This is a genomic window from Bacillus sp. FSL R5-0709 (assembly GCF_038004785.1).
Classification (GTDB): domain Bacteria; phylum Bacillota; class Bacilli; order Bacillales; family Bacillaceae_G; genus Bacillus_A; species Bacillus_A mycoides.
This window is the reverse complement of the sequence record NZ_JBBORT010000001.1, coordinates 514,307-531,605: the sequence shown is the minus strand read 5'-3', so window position 1 is coordinate 531,605 and position 17,299 is coordinate 514,307. Positions and strand designations below refer to the sequence as shown.

The following is a 17,299-nucleotide window of genomic DNA, read 5'->3' as shown; positions in this document are numbered from 1 at the left end:
GAACAGCAATCTATAATTTTGTTTTCTAGTGTGCGTAACTAGAATATTTGAAAAATAACTGTTCATCGAAAATCATCCCATAAACATATATAGCGTTTTTCATACAATACTCCGAGCATCCTAAACAAAATTTTGCCACTCACATAATAGAAAGAAACATTCAGCCGTTGATAAGAAAGAAACACAATGCATTGTTGCACACATTTTCGTTTTGCAACATATTGTATTGTGTTGGCTTTTTTGTATGAATGGTTGGTTACTCTATCATATGCATATTGTAAAAATAATTGACAAGAAATTCATAAAATCGCATCTTAATTTATTATATTCGGACAAGCTATGACATTTTTTACAAATATCAATAGATAACAAAACGCCGCCCCAAGAATAAGAGACAGCGTTTTGTTATCAAACTATCGATTTAACAAACTACCTACATATCGTAACAATTCATTCGCAGATGAAGAATTATAGCCATGCTCATCAATTAAGCGTGCAACAACATCATTGATTTTCTTAAGCTGATTTTCGTCTGGTGTTTTCGTTGATGTTGTAATTTTCACTATATCTTTTAAATCGGCAAATAATTTTTTCTGAATCGCTTCACGAAGACGTTCGTGTGAATTATAATCAAAGCGTTTCCCTTTACGTGCGTAAGCAGAAATGCGAATTAAAATTTCTTCACGGAATGCCTTTTTAGCATTTTCTGAAATTCCAATTTGCTCTTCAATCGAACGCATAAGTTTTTCATCTGGGCTCATTTCTTCACCAGTTAACGGATCACGTAATTTTGATTTATTGCAGTATGCTTCGACGTTATCTAAGTAATTATCCATAAGTGTCTTAGCTGATTCTTCGTATGAATAAACAAATGCTTTTTGTACTTCTTTCTTAGCAATTTCATCGTATTCTTTTCTCGCTAATGAGATGAAATTCATATAGCGCTCTCGGTCCTCACTACTAATTGACGGGTGCTGATCCAATCCGTCTTTTAACGATCTCAGTACATCTAGTGCATTAATAGATGGTACCTCTTTTCGAATAATTGTAGAAGAAATTCGGTTAATGACATAACGAGGGTCAATCCCCTTCATACCTTCATCTTGATATTCGCGTTGCAGTTCCTCTACATCAATCGTATTATATCCTTCTACCGTTTCTCCATCATATAAACGCATCTTTTTAATTAAATCAATATCTGGACGCTTCGGGTCTTTTAAACGAGTTAAAATAGTGAACATTGCTGCAACGCGAAGTGTATGCGGTGCAATATGAACATTGGACACATCACTTTCACGAATCATTTTTTCATAAATATGTTCTTCTTCACTAACCCGTAAATTATATGGAACCGGCATTACAATAATTCGTGAATGCAATGCTTCATTTTTCTTATTTGCTATGAAGGAACGATACTCTGTTTCATTTGTATGCGCTACAATTAATTCATCTGCTGAAATAAGCGCAAATCTTCCTGCTTTAAAATTCCCTTCTTGTGTAAGCGATAGTAAATGCCATAAAAATTTCTCATCACATTTTAACATCTCTTGGAATTCCATCATGCCGCGGTTCGCCTTATTTAATTCTCCATCAAATCGATATGCACGAGGATCTGATTCCGAACCGTATTCTGCAATTGTAGAAAAGTCTAGACTACCTGTTAAATCGGCAATATCTTGTGATTTTGGATCAGAAGGACTAAATGTACCAATTCCTGTACGGCGATCTTCAGAGAAGAAAATACGCTCTACAACTACATCCTCAATTCTTGCCCCATATTCTTGCTCTAGACGCATAACATTTAATGGTGATAAATTCCCTTCAATCCTTACTCCATATTCATCAAAGAAATCATTCCGTAAATGTTGCGGAATTAAATGAAGTGGATCTTCATGCATTGGGCATCCTTTTATTGCAAAAATCGCTCCACGATCTGTTCGTGAATATGTTTCTAATCCTCGTTTCAACATCGTAACTAATGTTGATTTCCCCCCACTAACAGGCCCCATTAATAACAAAATACGTTTCCTAACATCTAATCGTTTTGCAGATGGATGAAAATATTCTTCCACAAGGCGTTCTAAAGCATCCTCTAATCCAAATAGCTGATTACTAAAGAAGTTATATTTTCTTCTACCATCAACTTCTTCAATTCCAGCATCTTTTATCATATTGTAAATGCGAGAGTGTGCTGTTTGAGCCACCCATGGTCTTTCTTTCACAAGCTCCAAATACTCCGCAAACGTACCTTCCCATTGTAAACGTTCTTCTGCTTCCCGATATTGTTCAATTTTCTTTAGAATATCCATTATAGCTCCTCCCCCATCTCCTTGTTCAATCGGATTATTATAAAAGGTATGCTAGGATGTCCTTAAACATTCTTTAAATCAAAACGAAATATATAATAGCGCTATAAAATTCTCTCCAAAATTCAAAGAAAATTCTGTATAATAAAGGTATTAAAGTTTTCACGCTGCTATTCATTGTAAATAAATTCTTTTCTTCTGGGAACCTTACATACATTTCGATTCACAAATAGGATTCGTAAACCGAAAAAGTAAGGGGGAAATTAGTATGAAGTTATTATTAATTTTAGGTGTATCACTCACATTTCTTACAGCTATTTTTACATCTGGTTATAACGATAAGTCAGGTACACAAAAAAAGTGATGTGCTTTTCAGCACATCACTTTTTTTCTTGTTTTTTATACACTATTTAAAATAAATATTTTCCACATCGTATATCGATAAAGGGCGATTATAAAAATAACCTTGTACGATTTTCACATTCTTTTCCTTTAAGAACTGTATTTGTTCCGCCTTTTCTACTCCTTCTGCAATTACATTTAACCCTAGAGTATGTGCTAAATGAATAATTGCAGCCGTAATATTCGTATCTCTTTCATCTTTATATATACCTTCCATAAAAGAACGATCAATTTTTAACGTATCAATCGGATATGTTTTTAAATAACTTAAAGATGAATATCCCGTTCCAAAGTCATCTAAATGAATCTTTAAATTTTGTTCTTTTAACTGCAGTAACACTCTTTTTGATACATCTTTATGTATAAGAGCCCCTTCTGTAACTTCTATTGCTAATAAATGAGGGGGAACGTTGTACTTATTTAAAGCACGTGTAATCATCTCTATTAATGTAATAGAACGAAAATGTCTAGCTGAAATATTAACTGCGATTGGTACAACCTCATATCCTTTATTTAACCATTCACGTATCTGTTCACAAACTTGATGTACTACCCATTCATCAAGTTTAATAATAAACCCTGTTCTTTCAGCAAGTGGGATAAATTGATTTGGCGAGACAAAACCTAGCTCCTTATTCTCCCACCTTATTAAGGCTTCCATACTGGCCATCTTTCCCGTTTCAATATTAATTTGAGGTTGATAATAGAGGGAAAATTCATTTTTCTCTATAGCACGATGTAACTGATTTTCTATTATAAACCTTTGTTCACGTTCACAATCTAATCCACTACAATAAAAATGATAATACCCTTTTCCTTTTTCCTTTGCTTTTTCCAAAGCTGCGTCGACTCTTTGGAAAAGCATTTTTTCATCCATTCCATCTTCTGGGGCCATTACAATCCCAATTGATGCACTCAAATAAACATCCTCTTCTTCTATTACAAAATGCCCACTAATTTTTTTTAATATTGTTTGTGCAACTTCCTCTACGTATTCTCTCGTTATATTTTCTATTAACATAACAAATTGATCATCATGTTCTCTAAATAAATGCATATCTTCTATTTTTAGGTCTCGTAAGCATTCAGTAACTTTTTTTAAGACTTGATCCCCTTCTTTATGACCAAATGTATCATTAATAAGGTGAAATTCATCCAAATCTATAAAAACCAATGCGAATTCTTTATTCTCAGCTAAAAATTCATTTAGCTTATTTGTACATGATATTCTATTCATTAACCCCGTTAACTGATCAAAGTAAGCTAAATATTCTGTTTTCATCTCATTTAATACTTGCCTCGTAACATCCCTCGTAACAATGTACACCCCGACGATTTCACTATTCACAATAATGGGGATTGTCCTCACGGAAATATAAAGTTCATATCCTTCTTTATGAATATATTTCTTTGCAACAATTTGTTTTGCTCTTCCCTGTAAAGCATTTTTAAATATAATTTGAAAAGTTTTTTCATATTCTTTATTTATAAACTGACAAATAAATTGGTCCTTTAACTCTTCATATCGATACCCAAAAATTTCATAAGTCGCTGGATTTGCATATGTAATTCTTCCAATAGAATCTACAGATATAATGGAATCATTATTATATTCTAGTAATGACTTAAATAACATTTGTTTTTCTTCTACTTCCACTTTTTTCTTAACCTGTGCTGTAATATCTCTAGTAATACAAATAATAAACTGACATGTTCCATTTACATCGCATACTGGATTAAGTGAAGATTCATAATGTATATCACCAGTTGGCAAACTAATTACATCACAAAATGTAATTGCTCTCGCTTCTCTCATTACTTTTGCATAGTGTCCTTGCAATAACCTTGCCGTATCTTCTGGTAATACTTCTGCAAAAGTTTTCCCATAACATTCTTTCCCTAGCCTGGCGTGATTCATTCCTATTTTATTCACATAAATATATTTAAAAGTTTCATCATCAATAACTTTCACAATAAACACTAAATCTTGAATAGCATGTAACAATCCCTGTCTTACTAAATCCATATCTATCATACTTAAAAAGGTATTTTGATTATTATATTGTTCCTTCATATTTATCTCAACCCGTCTTATCTATTTTTATTCATATATCTCATTCTATATGAATATGTACCTTTTTTAAAATGTATGATTACATATTTTTTTAAAAAATAAAAAAGCCGCCAAATGGCGACTTTTAATACACGATTTCTAAATCTAATCCTGGATAATTTTGTTGACGGAACGCTTCATAAATTAAAATTGCTGCTGTATTAGATAAATTTAATGAACGTACTTTATCCGTCATTGGAATACGTAAACAATGATCGAAGTTTTCTTCAATTACATTAGCTGGTAATCCATTTGTTTCTCTTCCAAATACGAAATAGTAATCCTTCTCACGTTTGCTATAATCAAATGCTGTATGAGCTTTCTCGCCATACTTTGTTAAATAAAAGAATTCACCATCTTTATTTTTTTCATAAAATTCTTCGATTGAATCATAATACGTAACTTTTACGTGCTGCCAATAATCTAATCCTGCACGCTTTAACATTTTGTCATCCGTTGAAAATCCAAGCGGTCTAATCAAATGTAATTCTGTTCCAGTTGCTGCACAAGTACGTGCAATATTTCCTGTATTTGCTGGAATTTCTGGTTGATATAAAACAACATGTACTCCCACGCGATATTCACCTCTATTTTTTATCTACTACGTATTATACCACTTGAACGAAAAATCTCTACCCATTAATAATATGAAAGAATTTATATTTCATTTGTGGTGTATATTTACTAGAATCTTCATAGTTCCAATAACGCCTGCGGCTATTCGCTGAATGTGCATTTACAAGCGGCATACCATCTGCGTCTTTTGCTACTACAATTGTCGTATGATTCCACCTACCATCATCCTCAAAATCATACGCAATTACATCGCCAAGAATAAGGTCTTCTGGCCTTTCTACTGCTTCTGCTCGAAGCCCTGTTGTAGCACCTGACAAATACCAATAAAAAGAGTGTGCTACAGCCCAGCTCCAACTCCACTGGTTTCCCCTTTGCCACCACCCTTTACGAATGTTAGGATGTCCATTCATCGGTACTTCTCCAGTGTGCAGACATTGTGAAATGAAATTTGTACAATTATCCGGAAAATTACGGTATGCAGAATTGCGATCATCCCACCAACGCTCTGCATATTTCACTGCCTCTAAACGATTATATTGATATGAACCGTATTTTTCTTTCGTGACTTCCCGTTCTAACGTTTCACCTATTCCTATTTCTTCTGACACTTCAAGAGCATAATCATCTATTATACAACTATTTTTTAAACAAACTCGTCGTTTTAATTGTTCCTCTTCGATATAAAATAATTCTTTATGCTTAATTAAATATTTCAAGTGTATTTGATAATCAATTTCTTGATGCTCATTACTATTTAATTGTCTAACGAAAGAAATATCTGCAGTTGCTTTCACTATATGTGCACTACGCTTTTGAAACAATTGTTTCTTTCTCTGTACCATTTGTAACAAATCTACTGCAATACCATCTACATCTGTTCGTTTCTCTGTTATATATGCTAAAAACTGTTGCACTTGCTTTTCAATATTCGCTTTTACAACCATTTCGTTTCCCTCCCATATTACAATATGAAAAAGGGAGATATTATCTACTCTTTTTTCTGTGCTAACAATTCAAGTCCACGATTCATTTCATGAAGAACCTCTTCATCTTTCTCACGTTCCATCGCTTTTTCAATCGCTTCTCCTACTCCATCTCCACCAATTTTCCCAAGTGCCCATGCTGCTGTTCCTCGAAGTACTGGTCTTGGATCATCTTTCATAACACCGATTAAATCAGGAATTGCTGCTGTTTCTTTGAAATGTGCAAGTGCTAAAATAGCATTTCGTTGCAATGGTTTTTTACCTCTCCATGAACCAGACATAATTCCATACTTCTCTTTAAAATCACGATTACTAATTGTTAAAAGTGGTGTTAATAACGGTTTAACTAACTCAGGGTCAGGCTCCATTTCAGGATGGTTATGAAAATCCATTCCTTTATTTTTCGGACAAACAGTCTGACACGTATCACATCCATATATACGGTTTCCTATTTTATCGCGATATTCTTCAGGCAGAAACCCTTTTGTCTGTGTTAAAAATGCAATACATTTCTTCGAGTCCAACTGCCCGCCTTGTACTAAAGCACCTGTAGGACAAATATCAATACATTTCGTACAACTTCCACATTGATCTTCTATTGGCCGATCAGGAGGGAATGGAACATTCGTAATCATTTCTCCTAAGTATACATACGAACCAAATTCCGGCGTAATAATAGCGCAGTTCTTACCACTCCATCCAATACCGGCACGCTCTGAAACAGCTCGATCACTTAGCTCCCCTGTATCAACCATTGATTTCACTTCTATATCCGGCAGCTTTTCGATTAAATACGCCTCTAACTTTTGCAAACGATCTCGTAGAACAAGGTGATAATCTTGGCCCCAAGAAGCACGGCAAAAAATCCCACGTCGTTCCCCTCGTTTACTTAATGGTGCATTTTTTAATTTTGAAGGGTATGCTAAAGCAATCGCAATAATTGATTTCGCACCAGGTAACAATAGCTGTGGATTCGTTCTCTTCTCTATATCAGGCTCTTCGAATCCAGACTGATAATTCAATTGTTGTTGCTGGATTAGACGCTGCTTTAATTCCTCAAATGGTGAAGCACTGGCAAAACCTATTTTATCTATACCAATCGTTTTACTATACGCAATTACATCTTGCTTTAATTGTTCAAAGTCCATTTTCAATCGCCTCCACCGATGAATCCATCCCTTATGTAACGACTATATTGGTTATCAATTCACTTTTGGAATAATATTCTTCACTTCTATTTTCGCATACAATTATGATTTTCAAACATTAAAAAACGCAATGCTTCGTTTATCTTAGAAACGAAACACTGCGTTGATCACAATTTATTAGAAAAACATTAAATAAAATTTGGAGCGGGTGAAGAGAATCGAACTCTCGACCAGAGCTTGGAAGGCTCTTGTTTTACCACTAAACTACACCCGCAAATATGAAAAAAATATAAGATATTGAAATAACTTATGTAAAGTAGTATAGCATGTAAAAAAAATCGAAGCAAGAAATTTATCGAAAAAAGTCGAAAAAGTGATGAGATACCTCATCACTTTTTCAATTCTTTATCAATCGCCTTCTTCATACTATCGAAATCAGGGTTTGCAAGATTCCCATTTATATATACTGAAGGAGCACCTTGAACTTTTAATTTTTGAGCACGATCTGAATCTTTACGTACTTTGTCTTTCATTTCTTTACTGTGTAAATCTTTTTTAAACTGTTCTACATTAATTTTCGGAAGCTTTTCTTTCACAATATTAAGAAGTAATTCTTCTGTAATCCATTCTTCCGTATCTTTCTTTTGATTTTGATAAATCTCATCATAGAAAATCCAGAATGAATCTTGATCTTGTTTATAAATTGCTTCACCGGCAGCTGCACCTAAATCAGAGTCTTTTCCGATAAACGGGAAGTTAATAAAATATAACTGCACTTTACCTTTATCAATATACTCTTCTTTTAATCGTGGTAATACTGTTACATCCCAAGTACGACAAGCTGGACATTTAAAGTCTCCAAATTCAACTACCTTAACTGGAGCATCATCTTTCCCTAAAGATTGTTGCGTAGAATAAGCAAACATCTCATTCCCTTTATCTTTCTTGTCATTTATGATGCTATACACAATCGTCCCGATTACAATCAATACTGCGATAGAAAAAACTATACCAAGAGCCATGAGTTTGTTTGATGATTTCATATACATTCCTCTTTAATTTCATATTCTGTATACATCATTGTACACAATACACATAATATCAATACTTACATAGGTCACGCAATGAACACGCTCACATAAATTACAAAAATACAACGTTTGTGACAATATTGTGTCGCCTTTTGTCACAAATTATTAAAAAAAGAAGCTCCTATGTAGGAACTTCTTTTAACTTACTGCTTTTTCACGGGCATTTTTTAACATGGATTGCTCTGTTTTTATATCATGGCGAATTACTAATTTCTCACTAACTGCTTGCACATATTCATCATGATTTATATACCCTTCTTTCTCCATTAGCCTTAAAACTACATTCCGTCTCTCAACTGCTTTATCATAATTTTGTGCAGGTGAGTAATAAGCCGGTGCTTTTACTATAGCAGCCATCATTGCACTTTCAGCCAGTGTTAATTGATCCACTTTTTTACCGAAGTAAAGGTTTGCTGCTTTTTCAATCCCCCATGCGCCTTCTCCGTAGTAAATATTACTTACATACAATTTTAATATCTCATCCTTTGTGAATGTACGTTCAATCTTTTTCGTATAAAAAATTTCTTTCCACTTACGGGAAAATGTACGTTCATTAGATAAGAAAGCATTTTTAGATAACTGCTGTGTAATCGTGCTTCCTCCTTGCACAACACCACCAGCTTTTATATTTTCAATAGACGCCCTGATAATCGCTATATAGTCTAAACCGTTATGATGATAAAACCTTTTATCTTCCGTCGCAATAAATGCGTGTGTTAATGATTCTGGCACCTCTAACTTAGCGGGTACATGTAATTTACTAATATCACTTCGCTCAATCATTACATTTCCAACGAATAATAATGCAAAACTTAACAATAATAATAATATAATGGCTTTATAAAGAAATTTAGTTAATGGATTTAATGCAACTTTTTGATGATAATTCACTCTAGATAATACTCGTTCTTTCATCTCGAACACCTCTTTTCCACACAGCATATAACTCTTAATTTAAGAATACCTTGTTATAAAAGAATATCCCATCGATTTCTCTTACACCTACCTTACAACATTGTAAGGTGTAAAAATGTATTGTATCACAGTCCCTTTTTATCTACTATTCATATGAAATGTTGAATATACATTTATTTATCACACTATTTATAGGAAGTAGGACTCTCCTTAATTTCACTTTATTCTTTTATTATATCAGTTTATACATTTATACTTTTAAACATCTAGCAATCTAATTATATACGATATATCACTATTATACAGAACGAACGTTCTGCAAATCAATACTAGCTTTCGGATTATCTCGCTATTTGTGTGCAGTAAGAATTCTCCCTCAAAACTTGGCTAAAGCTAGGAAATTAGGTGGTAGTTCTGCTTCCTCCACCAATTATTAGCCTACACTTTATTATTGTGACCTTTTTCTGAAACAGTATACATAAAGAAAAGGTTAGCAATTTGAGCTGTCCTCAAATAACTAACCTTTTCTTTACAACCTTCCTATAAGATTATATGGCTGAACTTCCCATGTTTCGTATGGAATAAAATGCATTGCTTTCATCGCATCAAGTGTCCTTGATTTCATATGAGGACGCGTTATATACTCATCAATGTTCTCTTCGTTTAAAGCAACAAATTTAGCCTCTTGTATTTCTTCAGATTGAATTTTTATTTCTCCACTAACATATGCTACTTTAAAAACAACAGCTACAATATGCATAGAAGCATTATAATAAATCCCTGTAACTCCGATAGGCTTCACAGTTAATCCGGTTTCCTCCATTATTTCTCTGCAAACAGCTTGATCGAGCGCTTCCCCTTCTTCTACCTGTCCTCCAGGCATTTCCCACGTATCTGCTCGCCAGTGCACTTTCGTTAAAAGCACCTCATTCTTTTCATTTGTTAAATAACCTGCTACGGCAACAATATGCTTTGGTGTTTTATGCTCCACAGAAATACCTCCTGAAATATGATTATTTAAAATACAAACCTATAACCATATTCCCTAGCAGCTACAAAATACCTTTAATACTTTACCACCTTAATTAACTCCATAAAAAAAGACCCTATCCGTTAAAGGAAAGGGTCTTCTGTCTTATATTATTCCCCTAAGTCTACGTTGTGGTAAACTTGCTGTACATCTTCTAAATCTTCTAATGCATCAACCATTTTTTCAAATTGCATTTGAGCATCTTCAGGAAGTTCTACATCACTTTGTGCAAGCATTGTTAATTCTGCAACTGTAAATTCTTCAACACCAGCACCTTTAAGTGCAGATTGTACTGAATGGAACTGATCAGGTTCAGCATAAACGATAACAGAATCTTCTTCTTCTAGAATGTCACGTGCATCTACATCTGCTTCCATTAAGATTTCAAGAACTTCATCTGATGTTTTACCTTCAAGACCTATAACAGCTGTCGCATCAAACATGTAAGCGACAGAACCGTTTACACCCATGTTACCACTGTTTTTGCTAAATGCAGCACGTACATCTGCTGCAGTACGGTTTACGTTATTTGTCAGTGTATCTACAATTACCATAGATCCGTTTGGTCCAAAGCCTTCATAACGAAGCTCGTCATAGTTTTCTTCTGAACCGCCTTTTGCCTTTTCAATCGCACGGTCAATAATTGTTCTTGGCACGTTGTATGTTTTCGCACGTTCTAATACAACTCTTAACGTTTGGTTTGATTCTGGATCTGGCTCGCCTTGTTTTGCTGCCACATAAATTTCACGTCCAAATTTCGCGTATATACGGCTTGTATTTGCATCTTTTGATGCTTTTTTTTCTTTAATATTGTTCCATTTACGGCCCATACTTTCCACTCTCTTTCCCATTTTAAATCTACATAAAAATATTAATATGAAATATAATGTGTATTCAACACATTTTTAAAAGAAATATAAAAAGTTCATTTTTGATTCATATTACAGACATAATATAAATCACTATCATTTTGTTCTTTCGACAAGTTATATTATACATGAATTCCTAAGTTTATTACGAATTTTAGAATCACATAGCATAATTTAACAAAAAAAACCCTAACATTTCTGTTAGGGTCTTTTTAGGTGACATTTATATAGAGTGCTACCCTTAAAATCCTTTATTTTAAAGCATTTTAAAAATTTTGAGCTTCTTTAAACATGATAAATTAAAATGAAACGGGCCAAAATGGAATCATATTAAATAACTGACACCTTTTACTTTCATTTCTCTCCCTTGATTAAATTTATCATATTTCATTTATTACTGTGATGATTTATTTTATTATTTCTCGCTAAACAATAAGAAACAGGGCAAAGCTGCCATGTCCTTTTAAAGATTTGTTATGTAGTATGTTATGAACTATTCATTATCAAACTAAAGTTATTCCTTTTCATTCCTCTACTAATCCCATAATATTTCCTTAATTACTTTCTATTGCTGTATAATTAAAATAGGAAAAAATTTGAAGAAAAGATGGAGGGAGAATTATGACACATTCAAATGAGAAAAAATCACATGGTTTTAAAGGAATAGGAGAGAAGTTAAACCCAACTATCTATCAAGTGAGATTCATAAAATTGGATGGTCCAATTCAATTTGATTCGTTCCCTAAATTAAAGGAATTAGGGGACTGGTTGAGTACTTCAACGCAAATATGGTCGTGTCACTCAACTATGTACAAGTACAACAGAGAAGAGTTTGAAAAGAAGTTTTTTGAAATTACGAAATTACCAGCTGATAATGTGGTAATTTCAACTGGTGGTATCGGATTTAACTTCATGTCACCAGGGTGGAGAGATTCTCTCTAGAGTGCTCGAAAAAATTCTTGTATATGTAATATTCTACTGAAATTTTATCCTTTTAATACTTCATAGTTTCTTCCAACTGTATCTAAAGTTCGTCACTTACTCACCGCACACTACCCCAACGCACTATTAGTGCTTATTTTGTAGTGTAAAAAAAACACAAAAAAACTCTACACAATTAGTGTAGAGCCTTGATGTTACGCCGTTCGTGATACCGATGGTCGGGGTCGAACCGACACTCCCGAAGGAACACGATTTTGAGTCGTGCGCGTCTGCCAATTCCGCCACATCGGCATAAAAGAAAGGCGGCAACCGGATTTGAACCGGTGGTAAAGGTTTTGCAGACCTCTGCCTTACCACTTGGCTATGCCGCCATATGAAGTTAAAATGGAGCGGAAGACGGGATTCGAACCCGCGACCCCAACCTTGGCAAGGTTGTATTCTACCACTGAACTACTTCCGCAAAAATGGCTGGGCTAGCTGGATTCGAACCAGCGCATGACGGAGTCAAAGTCCGTTGCCTTACCGCTTGGCTATAGCCCACCGAAGTTTTACTTAATTATATGTAAGTATCCATTAATTTATTTGTAATTTTTAAAAAATAAAAATGGGGCGACTGATGGGAATTGAACCCACGAATGCCGGAGCCACAATCCGGTGCGTTAACCACTTCGCCACAACCGCCATGTTGTGTTTATATATTTGGCAGGGGCAGTAGGAATTGAACCCACACTGGAGGTTTTGGAGACCTCAGTTCTACCTTTAAACTATGCCCCTATGTAAAATGGTGGAGGGGGGCAGATTCGAACTGCCGAACCCGAAGGAGCGGATTTACAGTCCGCCGCGTTTAGCCACTTCGCTACCCCTCCGAAACTTACATGGTGCCGGCTAGAGGACTTGAACCCCCAACCTACTGATTACAAGTCAGTTGCTCTACCAATTGAGCTAAGCCGGCATATTTTATTAAAATGGTGGCTCGGGACGGAATCGAACCGCCGACACGAGGATTTTCAGTCCTCTGCTCTACCGACTGAGCTACCGAGCCTTATTAAAATGGCGGTCCCGACCGGGGTCGAACCGGCGATCTCCTGCGTGACAGGCAGGCATGTTAACCACTACACCACGGGACCATTTGGTTGCGGGGACAGGATTTGAACCTGCGACCTTCGGGTTATGAGCCCGACGAGCTACCGTACTGCTCCACCCCGCGATAATATTATTTATATAATTATATGATAAGTGTTAGCAACCACATTACGAGAATGTTTGGTTGCGGGGACAGGATTTGAACCTGCGACCTTCGGGTTATGAGCCCGACGAGCTACCGTACTGCTCCACCCCGCGACAATATTATTCATATAATTTATATGGTGGAGGATGACGGGATCGAACCGCCGACCCCCTGCTTGTAAGGCAGGTGCTCTCCCAGCTGAGCTAATCCTCCAAAAGTGGTGACCCGTACGGGATTCGAACCCGTGTTACCGCCGTGAAAGGGCGGTGTCTTAACCACTTGACCAACGGGCCAAATATTATAAATTCCTTATGGCGGAGAGCAAGGGATTCGAACCCTTGATACGCTTGTGACGTATACACGATTTCCAATCGTGCTCCTTCGGCCAACTCGGACAGCTCTCCAATGGCTCCGCAGGTAGGAATCGAACCTACGACCGATCGGTTAACAGCCGATAGCTCTACCGCTGAGCTACTGCGGAATAATATTGCCTGGCAACGTCCTACTCTCACAGGGACAAGGTCCCAACTACCATCGGCGCTAGAGAGCTTAACTTCCGTGTTCGGTATGGGAACGGGTGTGACCTCTCTGCCATCATTACCAGACATTATTCTTTTGAGACAATCATTATTATAACTTATTCACCCTGAAAGTCAATAAGTTTTTTATATTCTCTCAAAACTAGATAACGTTGCTTCATATTATATGGTTAAGTCCTCGATCTATTAGTATTCGTCAGCTCCACATGTCACCATGCTTCCACCTCGAACCTATCAACCTGATCATCTTTCAGGGATCTTACTAGCTTACGCTATGGGAAATCTCATCTTGAGGGGGGCTTCATGCTTAGATGCTTTCAGCACTTATCCCTTCCGCACATAGCTACCCAGCTATGCCCTTGGCAGAACAACTGGTACACCAGCGGTGCGTCCATCCCGGTCCTCTCGTACTAAGGACAGCTCCTCTCAAATTTCCTGCGCCCACGACGGATAGGGACCGAACTGTCTCACGACGTTCTGAACCCAGCTCGCGTACCGCTTTAATGGGCGAACAGCCCAACCCTTGGGACCGACTACAGCCCCAGGATGCGATGAGCCGACATCGAGGTGCCAAACCTCCCCGTCGATGTGGACTCTTGGGGGAGATAAGCCTGTTATCCCCGGGGTAGCTTTTATCCGTTGAGCGATGGCCCTTCCATGCGGAACCACCGGATCACTAAGCCCGACTTTCGTCCCTGCTCGACTTGTAGGTCTCGCAGTCAAGCTCCCTTATGCCTTTGCACTCTACGAATGATTTCCAACCATTCTGAGGGAACCTTTGGGCGCCTCCGTTACACTTTAGGAGGCGACCGCCCCAGTCAAACTGCCCACCTGACACTGTCTCCCGGGTCGATGAGACCCGTAGGTTAGAATTTCAATACAGTCAGGGCGGTATCCCACCAGCGCCTCCACCGAAGCTAGCGCTCCGGTTTCAATGGCTCCCGCCTATCCTGTACAAACTGTACCAAAATTCAATATCAGGCTACAGTAAAGCTCCACGGGGTCTTTCCGTCCTGTCGCGGGTAACCTGCATCTTCACAGGTACTATAATTTCACCGAGTCTCTGGTTGAGACAGTGCCCAAATCGTTACACCTTTCGTGCGGGTCGGAACTTACCCGACAAGGAATTTCGCTACCTTAGGACCGTTATAGTTACGGCCGCCGTTTACTGGGGCTTCAGTTCAGAGCTTCGCTTACGCTAACCCCTCTCCTTAACCTTCCAGCACCGGGCAGGTGTCAGCCCCTATACTTCGCCTTACGGCTTCGCAGAGACCTGTGTTTTTGCTAAACAGTCGCTTGGGCCTATTCACTGCGGCTTTCCGTTAAGAAAGCACCCCTTCTCCCGAAGTTACGGGGTCATTTTGCCGAGTTCCTTAACCAGAGTTCTCTCGCACACCTTAGGATTCTCTCCTCGCCTACCTGTGTCGGTTTGCGGTACAGGCACCTTTTATCTCGCTAGAAGCTTTTCTTGGCAGCGGGGAATCAAAGACTTCGCTCCATAAGGAGCTTCCCCATCACAGCTCAGCCTTCACGATAAGCGGATTTGCCTACTTATCAGCCTAACTGCTTGGACGTGCACAACCAATCGCACGCTTCTTCTATCCTTCTGCGTCCCTCCATTGCTCAAACGATAAAGAGGTGGTACAGGAATATCAACCTGTTGTCCATCGCCTACGCCTGTCGGCCTCGGCTTAGGTCCTGACTAACCCTGAGCGGACGAGCCTTCCTCAGGAAACCTTAGGCATTCGGTGGACGGGATTCTCACCCGTCTTTCGCTACTCATACCGGCATTCTCACTTCTAAGCGCTCCACCAGTCCTTCCGGTCTGACTTCACTGCACTTAGAACGCTCCCCTACCACTGATACCATTGGTATCAATTCGCAGCTTCGGTGGTGTATTTAGCCCCGGTACATTTTCGGCGCAGAGTCACTCGACTAGTGAGCTATTACGCACTCTTTAAATGGTGGCTGCTTCTGAGCCAACATCCTAGTTGTCTAAGCAACTCCACATCCTTTTCCACTTAATACACACTTTGGGACCTTAGCTGGCGATCTGGGCTGTTTCCCTCTTGACTACGGATCTTATCACTCGCAGTCTGACTCCTAAGGATAAGTCATTGGCATTCGGAGTTTGACTGAATTCGGTAATCCGATGAGGACCCCTAGTTCAATCAGTGCTCTACCTCCAAGACTCTTACACTTAAGGCTAGCCCTAAAGCTATTTCGGGGAGAACCAGCTATCTCCAGGTTCGATTGGAATTTCTCCGCTACCCACACCTCATCCCCGCACTTTTCAACGTGCGTGGGTTCGGGCCTCCATTCAGTGTTACCTGAACTTCACCCTGGACATGGGTAGATCACCTGGTTTCGGGTCTACGACCACGTACTAAACGCCCTATTCAGACTCGCTTTCGCTGCGGCTCCGCCTCTTCAGCTTAACCTTGCACGGGATCGTAACTCGCCGGTTCATTCTACAAAAGGCACGCCATCACCCATTAACGGGCTCTGACTATTTGTAGGCACACGGTTTCAGGATCTCTTTCACTCCCCTTCCGGGGTGCTTTTCACCTTTCCCTCACGGTACTGGTTCACTATCGATCACTAGGGAGTATTTAGCCTTGGGAGATGGTCCTCCCAGATTCCGACGGAATTTCACGTGTTCCGCCGTACTCAGGATACATTCAAGAGAGAACGAAGTTTCGACTACGGGGTTATTACCCTCTGTGACGGACCTTTCCAGGTCGCTTCGTCTACCTCGTTCCTTTGTAACTCCGTATAGAATGTCCTACAACCCCAAGAGGCAAGCCTCTTGGTTTGGGCTAGATTCCGTTTCGCTCGCCGCTACTCAGGAAATCGCATTTGCTTTCTCTTCCTCCAGGTACTTAGATGTTTCAGTTCCCTGGGTCTGTCTTCCATACCCTATGTATTCAGGTAAGGATACCATACCATTACGTATAGTGGGTTTCCCCATTCGGAAATCTTCGGATCAAAGCTTACTTACAGCTCCCCGAAGCATATCGGCGTTAGTCCCGTCCTTCATCGACTCCTAGTGTCAAGGCATCCACCGTGCGCCCTTTCTAACTTAACCAAACTAAAATTAAAAAAATATGAGCTACACTGTTATCTAGTTTTCAAAGAACATACATTTAAACTTGAG

The 17,299-nt window shown here is 38.2% G+C and carries 10 protein-coding genes, 17 tRNA genes and 2 rRNA genes; 1 reads left to right on the top strand and 28 read right to left on the bottom strand.

Translation table 11 applies throughout. The features are described 5' to 3' along the window. Positions 1-413 precede the first annotated feature (413 nt). The 10 genes from MKX37_RS02775 to MKX37_RS02730 form a co-directional block, all read right to left on the bottom strand. The gene (locus MKX37_RS02775) at positions 414-2,309 is read right to left on the bottom strand and encodes a PrkA family serine protein kinase (RefSeq protein ID WP_002125087.1); all 1,896 of its coding nucleotides are present in this window, start codon (positions 2,307-2,309) and stop codon (positions 414-416) included. Positions 2,310-2,712: 403 nt separating this feature from the next. Beyond that, entirely contained in the window at positions 2,713-4,782 is a 2,070-nt protein-coding gene (locus tag MKX37_RS02770) for a sensor domain-containing protein (protein WP_002125085.1), read from the bottom strand. Between the two features lie 124 nt (positions 4,783-4,906). Then, entirely contained in the window at positions 4,907-5,395 is a 489-nt protein-coding gene (gene trmL, locus MKX37_RS02765; protein ID WP_000538149.1) for a tRNA (uridine(34)/cytosine(34)/5-carboxymethylaminomethyluridine(34)-2'-O)-methyltransferase TrmL, read from the bottom strand. Between the two features lie 58 nt (positions 5,396-5,453). Further along, the gene (locus tag MKX37_RS02760) at positions 5,454-6,341 is read right to left on the bottom strand and encodes an amidase domain-containing protein (RefSeq protein ID WP_002029655.1); all 888 of its coding nucleotides are present in this window, start codon (positions 6,339-6,341) and stop codon (positions 5,454-5,456) included. Positions 6,342-6,385: 44 nt separating this feature from the next. Then, positions 6,386-7,528 carry a tRNA epoxyqueuosine(34) reductase QueG gene (queG, locus tag MKX37_RS02755; RefSeq protein ID WP_002115986.1) on the bottom strand — a complete coding sequence of 381 codons (1,143 nt, stop codon included), beginning with the start codon at positions 7,526-7,528 and terminating at the stop codon, positions 6,386-6,388. 200 nt (positions 7,529-7,728) lie between these two features. After that, positions 7,729-7,802 (bottom strand) — tRNA-Gly (locus tag MKX37_RS02750). 115 nt (positions 7,803-7,917) lie between these two features. Next, positions 7,918-8,571 (bottom strand): DsbA family protein, encoded by a 654-nt coding sequence (locus MKX37_RS02745; RefSeq protein WP_002091101.1) that lies wholly within the window; start codon positions 8,569-8,571, stop codon positions 7,918-7,920. A 186-nt stretch (positions 8,572-8,757) separates the two neighbouring features. Beyond that, positions 8,758-9,534: a transglycosylase domain-containing protein gene (locus MKX37_RS02740; RefSeq protein WP_002091102.1), complete on the bottom strand. Its 777-nt coding sequence runs from the start codon at positions 9,532-9,534 to the stop codon at positions 8,758-8,760. A gap of 529 nt (positions 9,535-10,063) precedes the next feature. Further along, entirely contained in the window at positions 10,064-10,525 is a 462-nt protein-coding gene (locus tag MKX37_RS02735) for an NUDIX hydrolase (protein ID WP_002010362.1), read from the bottom strand. Between the two features lie 149 nt (positions 10,526-10,674). Further along, positions 10,675-11,394, bottom strand: coding sequence for a YebC/PmpR family DNA-binding transcriptional regulator (locus MKX37_RS02730; RefSeq protein ID WP_002125079.1), 720 nt, complete (start codon positions 11,392-11,394; stop codon positions 10,675-10,677). 660 nt (positions 11,395-12,054) lie between these two features. Between MKX37_RS02730 and MKX37_RS02725 the strand changes: the two genes are divergently transcribed. Further along, positions 12,055-12,375, top strand: coding sequence for a DUF3884 family protein (locus MKX37_RS02725; protein ID WP_002125076.1), 321 nt, complete (start codon positions 12,055-12,057; stop codon positions 12,373-12,375). Positions 12,376-12,584: 209 nt separating this feature from the next. Here MKX37_RS02725 and MKX37_RS02720 read toward each other — a convergent pair. From MKX37_RS02720 to MKX37_RS02635, 18 genes are all read right to left on the bottom strand, one after another. Beyond that, positions 12,585-12,666, bottom strand: a tRNA-Leu gene (locus MKX37_RS02720). Between the two features lie 9 nt (positions 12,667-12,675). Continuing rightward, positions 12,676-12,746: transfer RNA gene (locus MKX37_RS02715), tRNA-Cys, on the bottom strand. Between the two features lie 14 nt (positions 12,747-12,760). Further along, a tRNA-Gly gene (locus MKX37_RS02710) sits at positions 12,761-12,835 on the bottom strand. Between the two features lie 5 nt (positions 12,836-12,840). Beyond that, positions 12,841-12,915 (bottom strand) — tRNA-Gln (locus MKX37_RS02705). A gap of 65 nt (positions 12,916-12,980) precedes the next feature. Next, a tRNA-His gene (locus tag MKX37_RS02700) sits at positions 12,981-13,056 on the bottom strand. A gap of 19 nt (positions 13,057-13,075) precedes the next feature. Continuing rightward, positions 13,076-13,149, bottom strand: a tRNA-Trp gene (locus MKX37_RS02695). A gap of 8 nt (positions 13,150-13,157) precedes the next feature. Next, positions 13,158-13,241 (bottom strand) — tRNA-Tyr (locus MKX37_RS02690). Between the two features lie 10 nt (positions 13,242-13,251). Beyond that, positions 13,252-13,327: transfer RNA gene (locus MKX37_RS02685), tRNA-Thr, on the bottom strand. Between the two features lie 14 nt (positions 13,328-13,341). Next, a tRNA-Phe gene (locus tag MKX37_RS02680) sits at positions 13,342-13,417 on the bottom strand. 9 nt (positions 13,418-13,426) lie between these two features. Next, positions 13,427-13,502 (bottom strand) — tRNA-Asp (locus MKX37_RS02675). A 3-nt stretch (positions 13,503-13,505) separates the two neighbouring features. Next, positions 13,506-13,582 (bottom strand) — tRNA-Met (locus tag MKX37_RS02670). 57 nt (positions 13,583-13,639) lie between these two features. Beyond that, a tRNA-Met gene (locus MKX37_RS02665) sits at positions 13,640-13,716 on the bottom strand. Between the two features lie 24 nt (positions 13,717-13,740). Next, positions 13,741-13,816, bottom strand: a tRNA-Val gene (locus tag MKX37_RS02660). A gap of 5 nt (positions 13,817-13,821) precedes the next feature. Continuing rightward, positions 13,822-13,896 (bottom strand) — tRNA-Glu (locus tag MKX37_RS02655). A gap of 19 nt (positions 13,897-13,915) precedes the next feature. Continuing rightward, positions 13,916-14,007, bottom strand: a tRNA-Ser gene (locus MKX37_RS02650). Positions 14,008-14,009: 2 nt separating this feature from the next. Then, a tRNA-Asn gene (locus MKX37_RS02645) sits at positions 14,010-14,084 on the bottom strand. 8 nt (positions 14,085-14,092) lie between these two features. Then, positions 14,093-14,208 (bottom strand): 5S ribosomal RNA (gene rrf, locus MKX37_RS02640). A 100-nt stretch (positions 14,209-14,308) separates the two neighbouring features. Further along, a 23S ribosomal RNA gene (locus MKX37_RS02635) occupies positions 14,309-17,230 on the bottom strand. Positions 17,231-17,299: the final 69 nt, after the last annotated feature.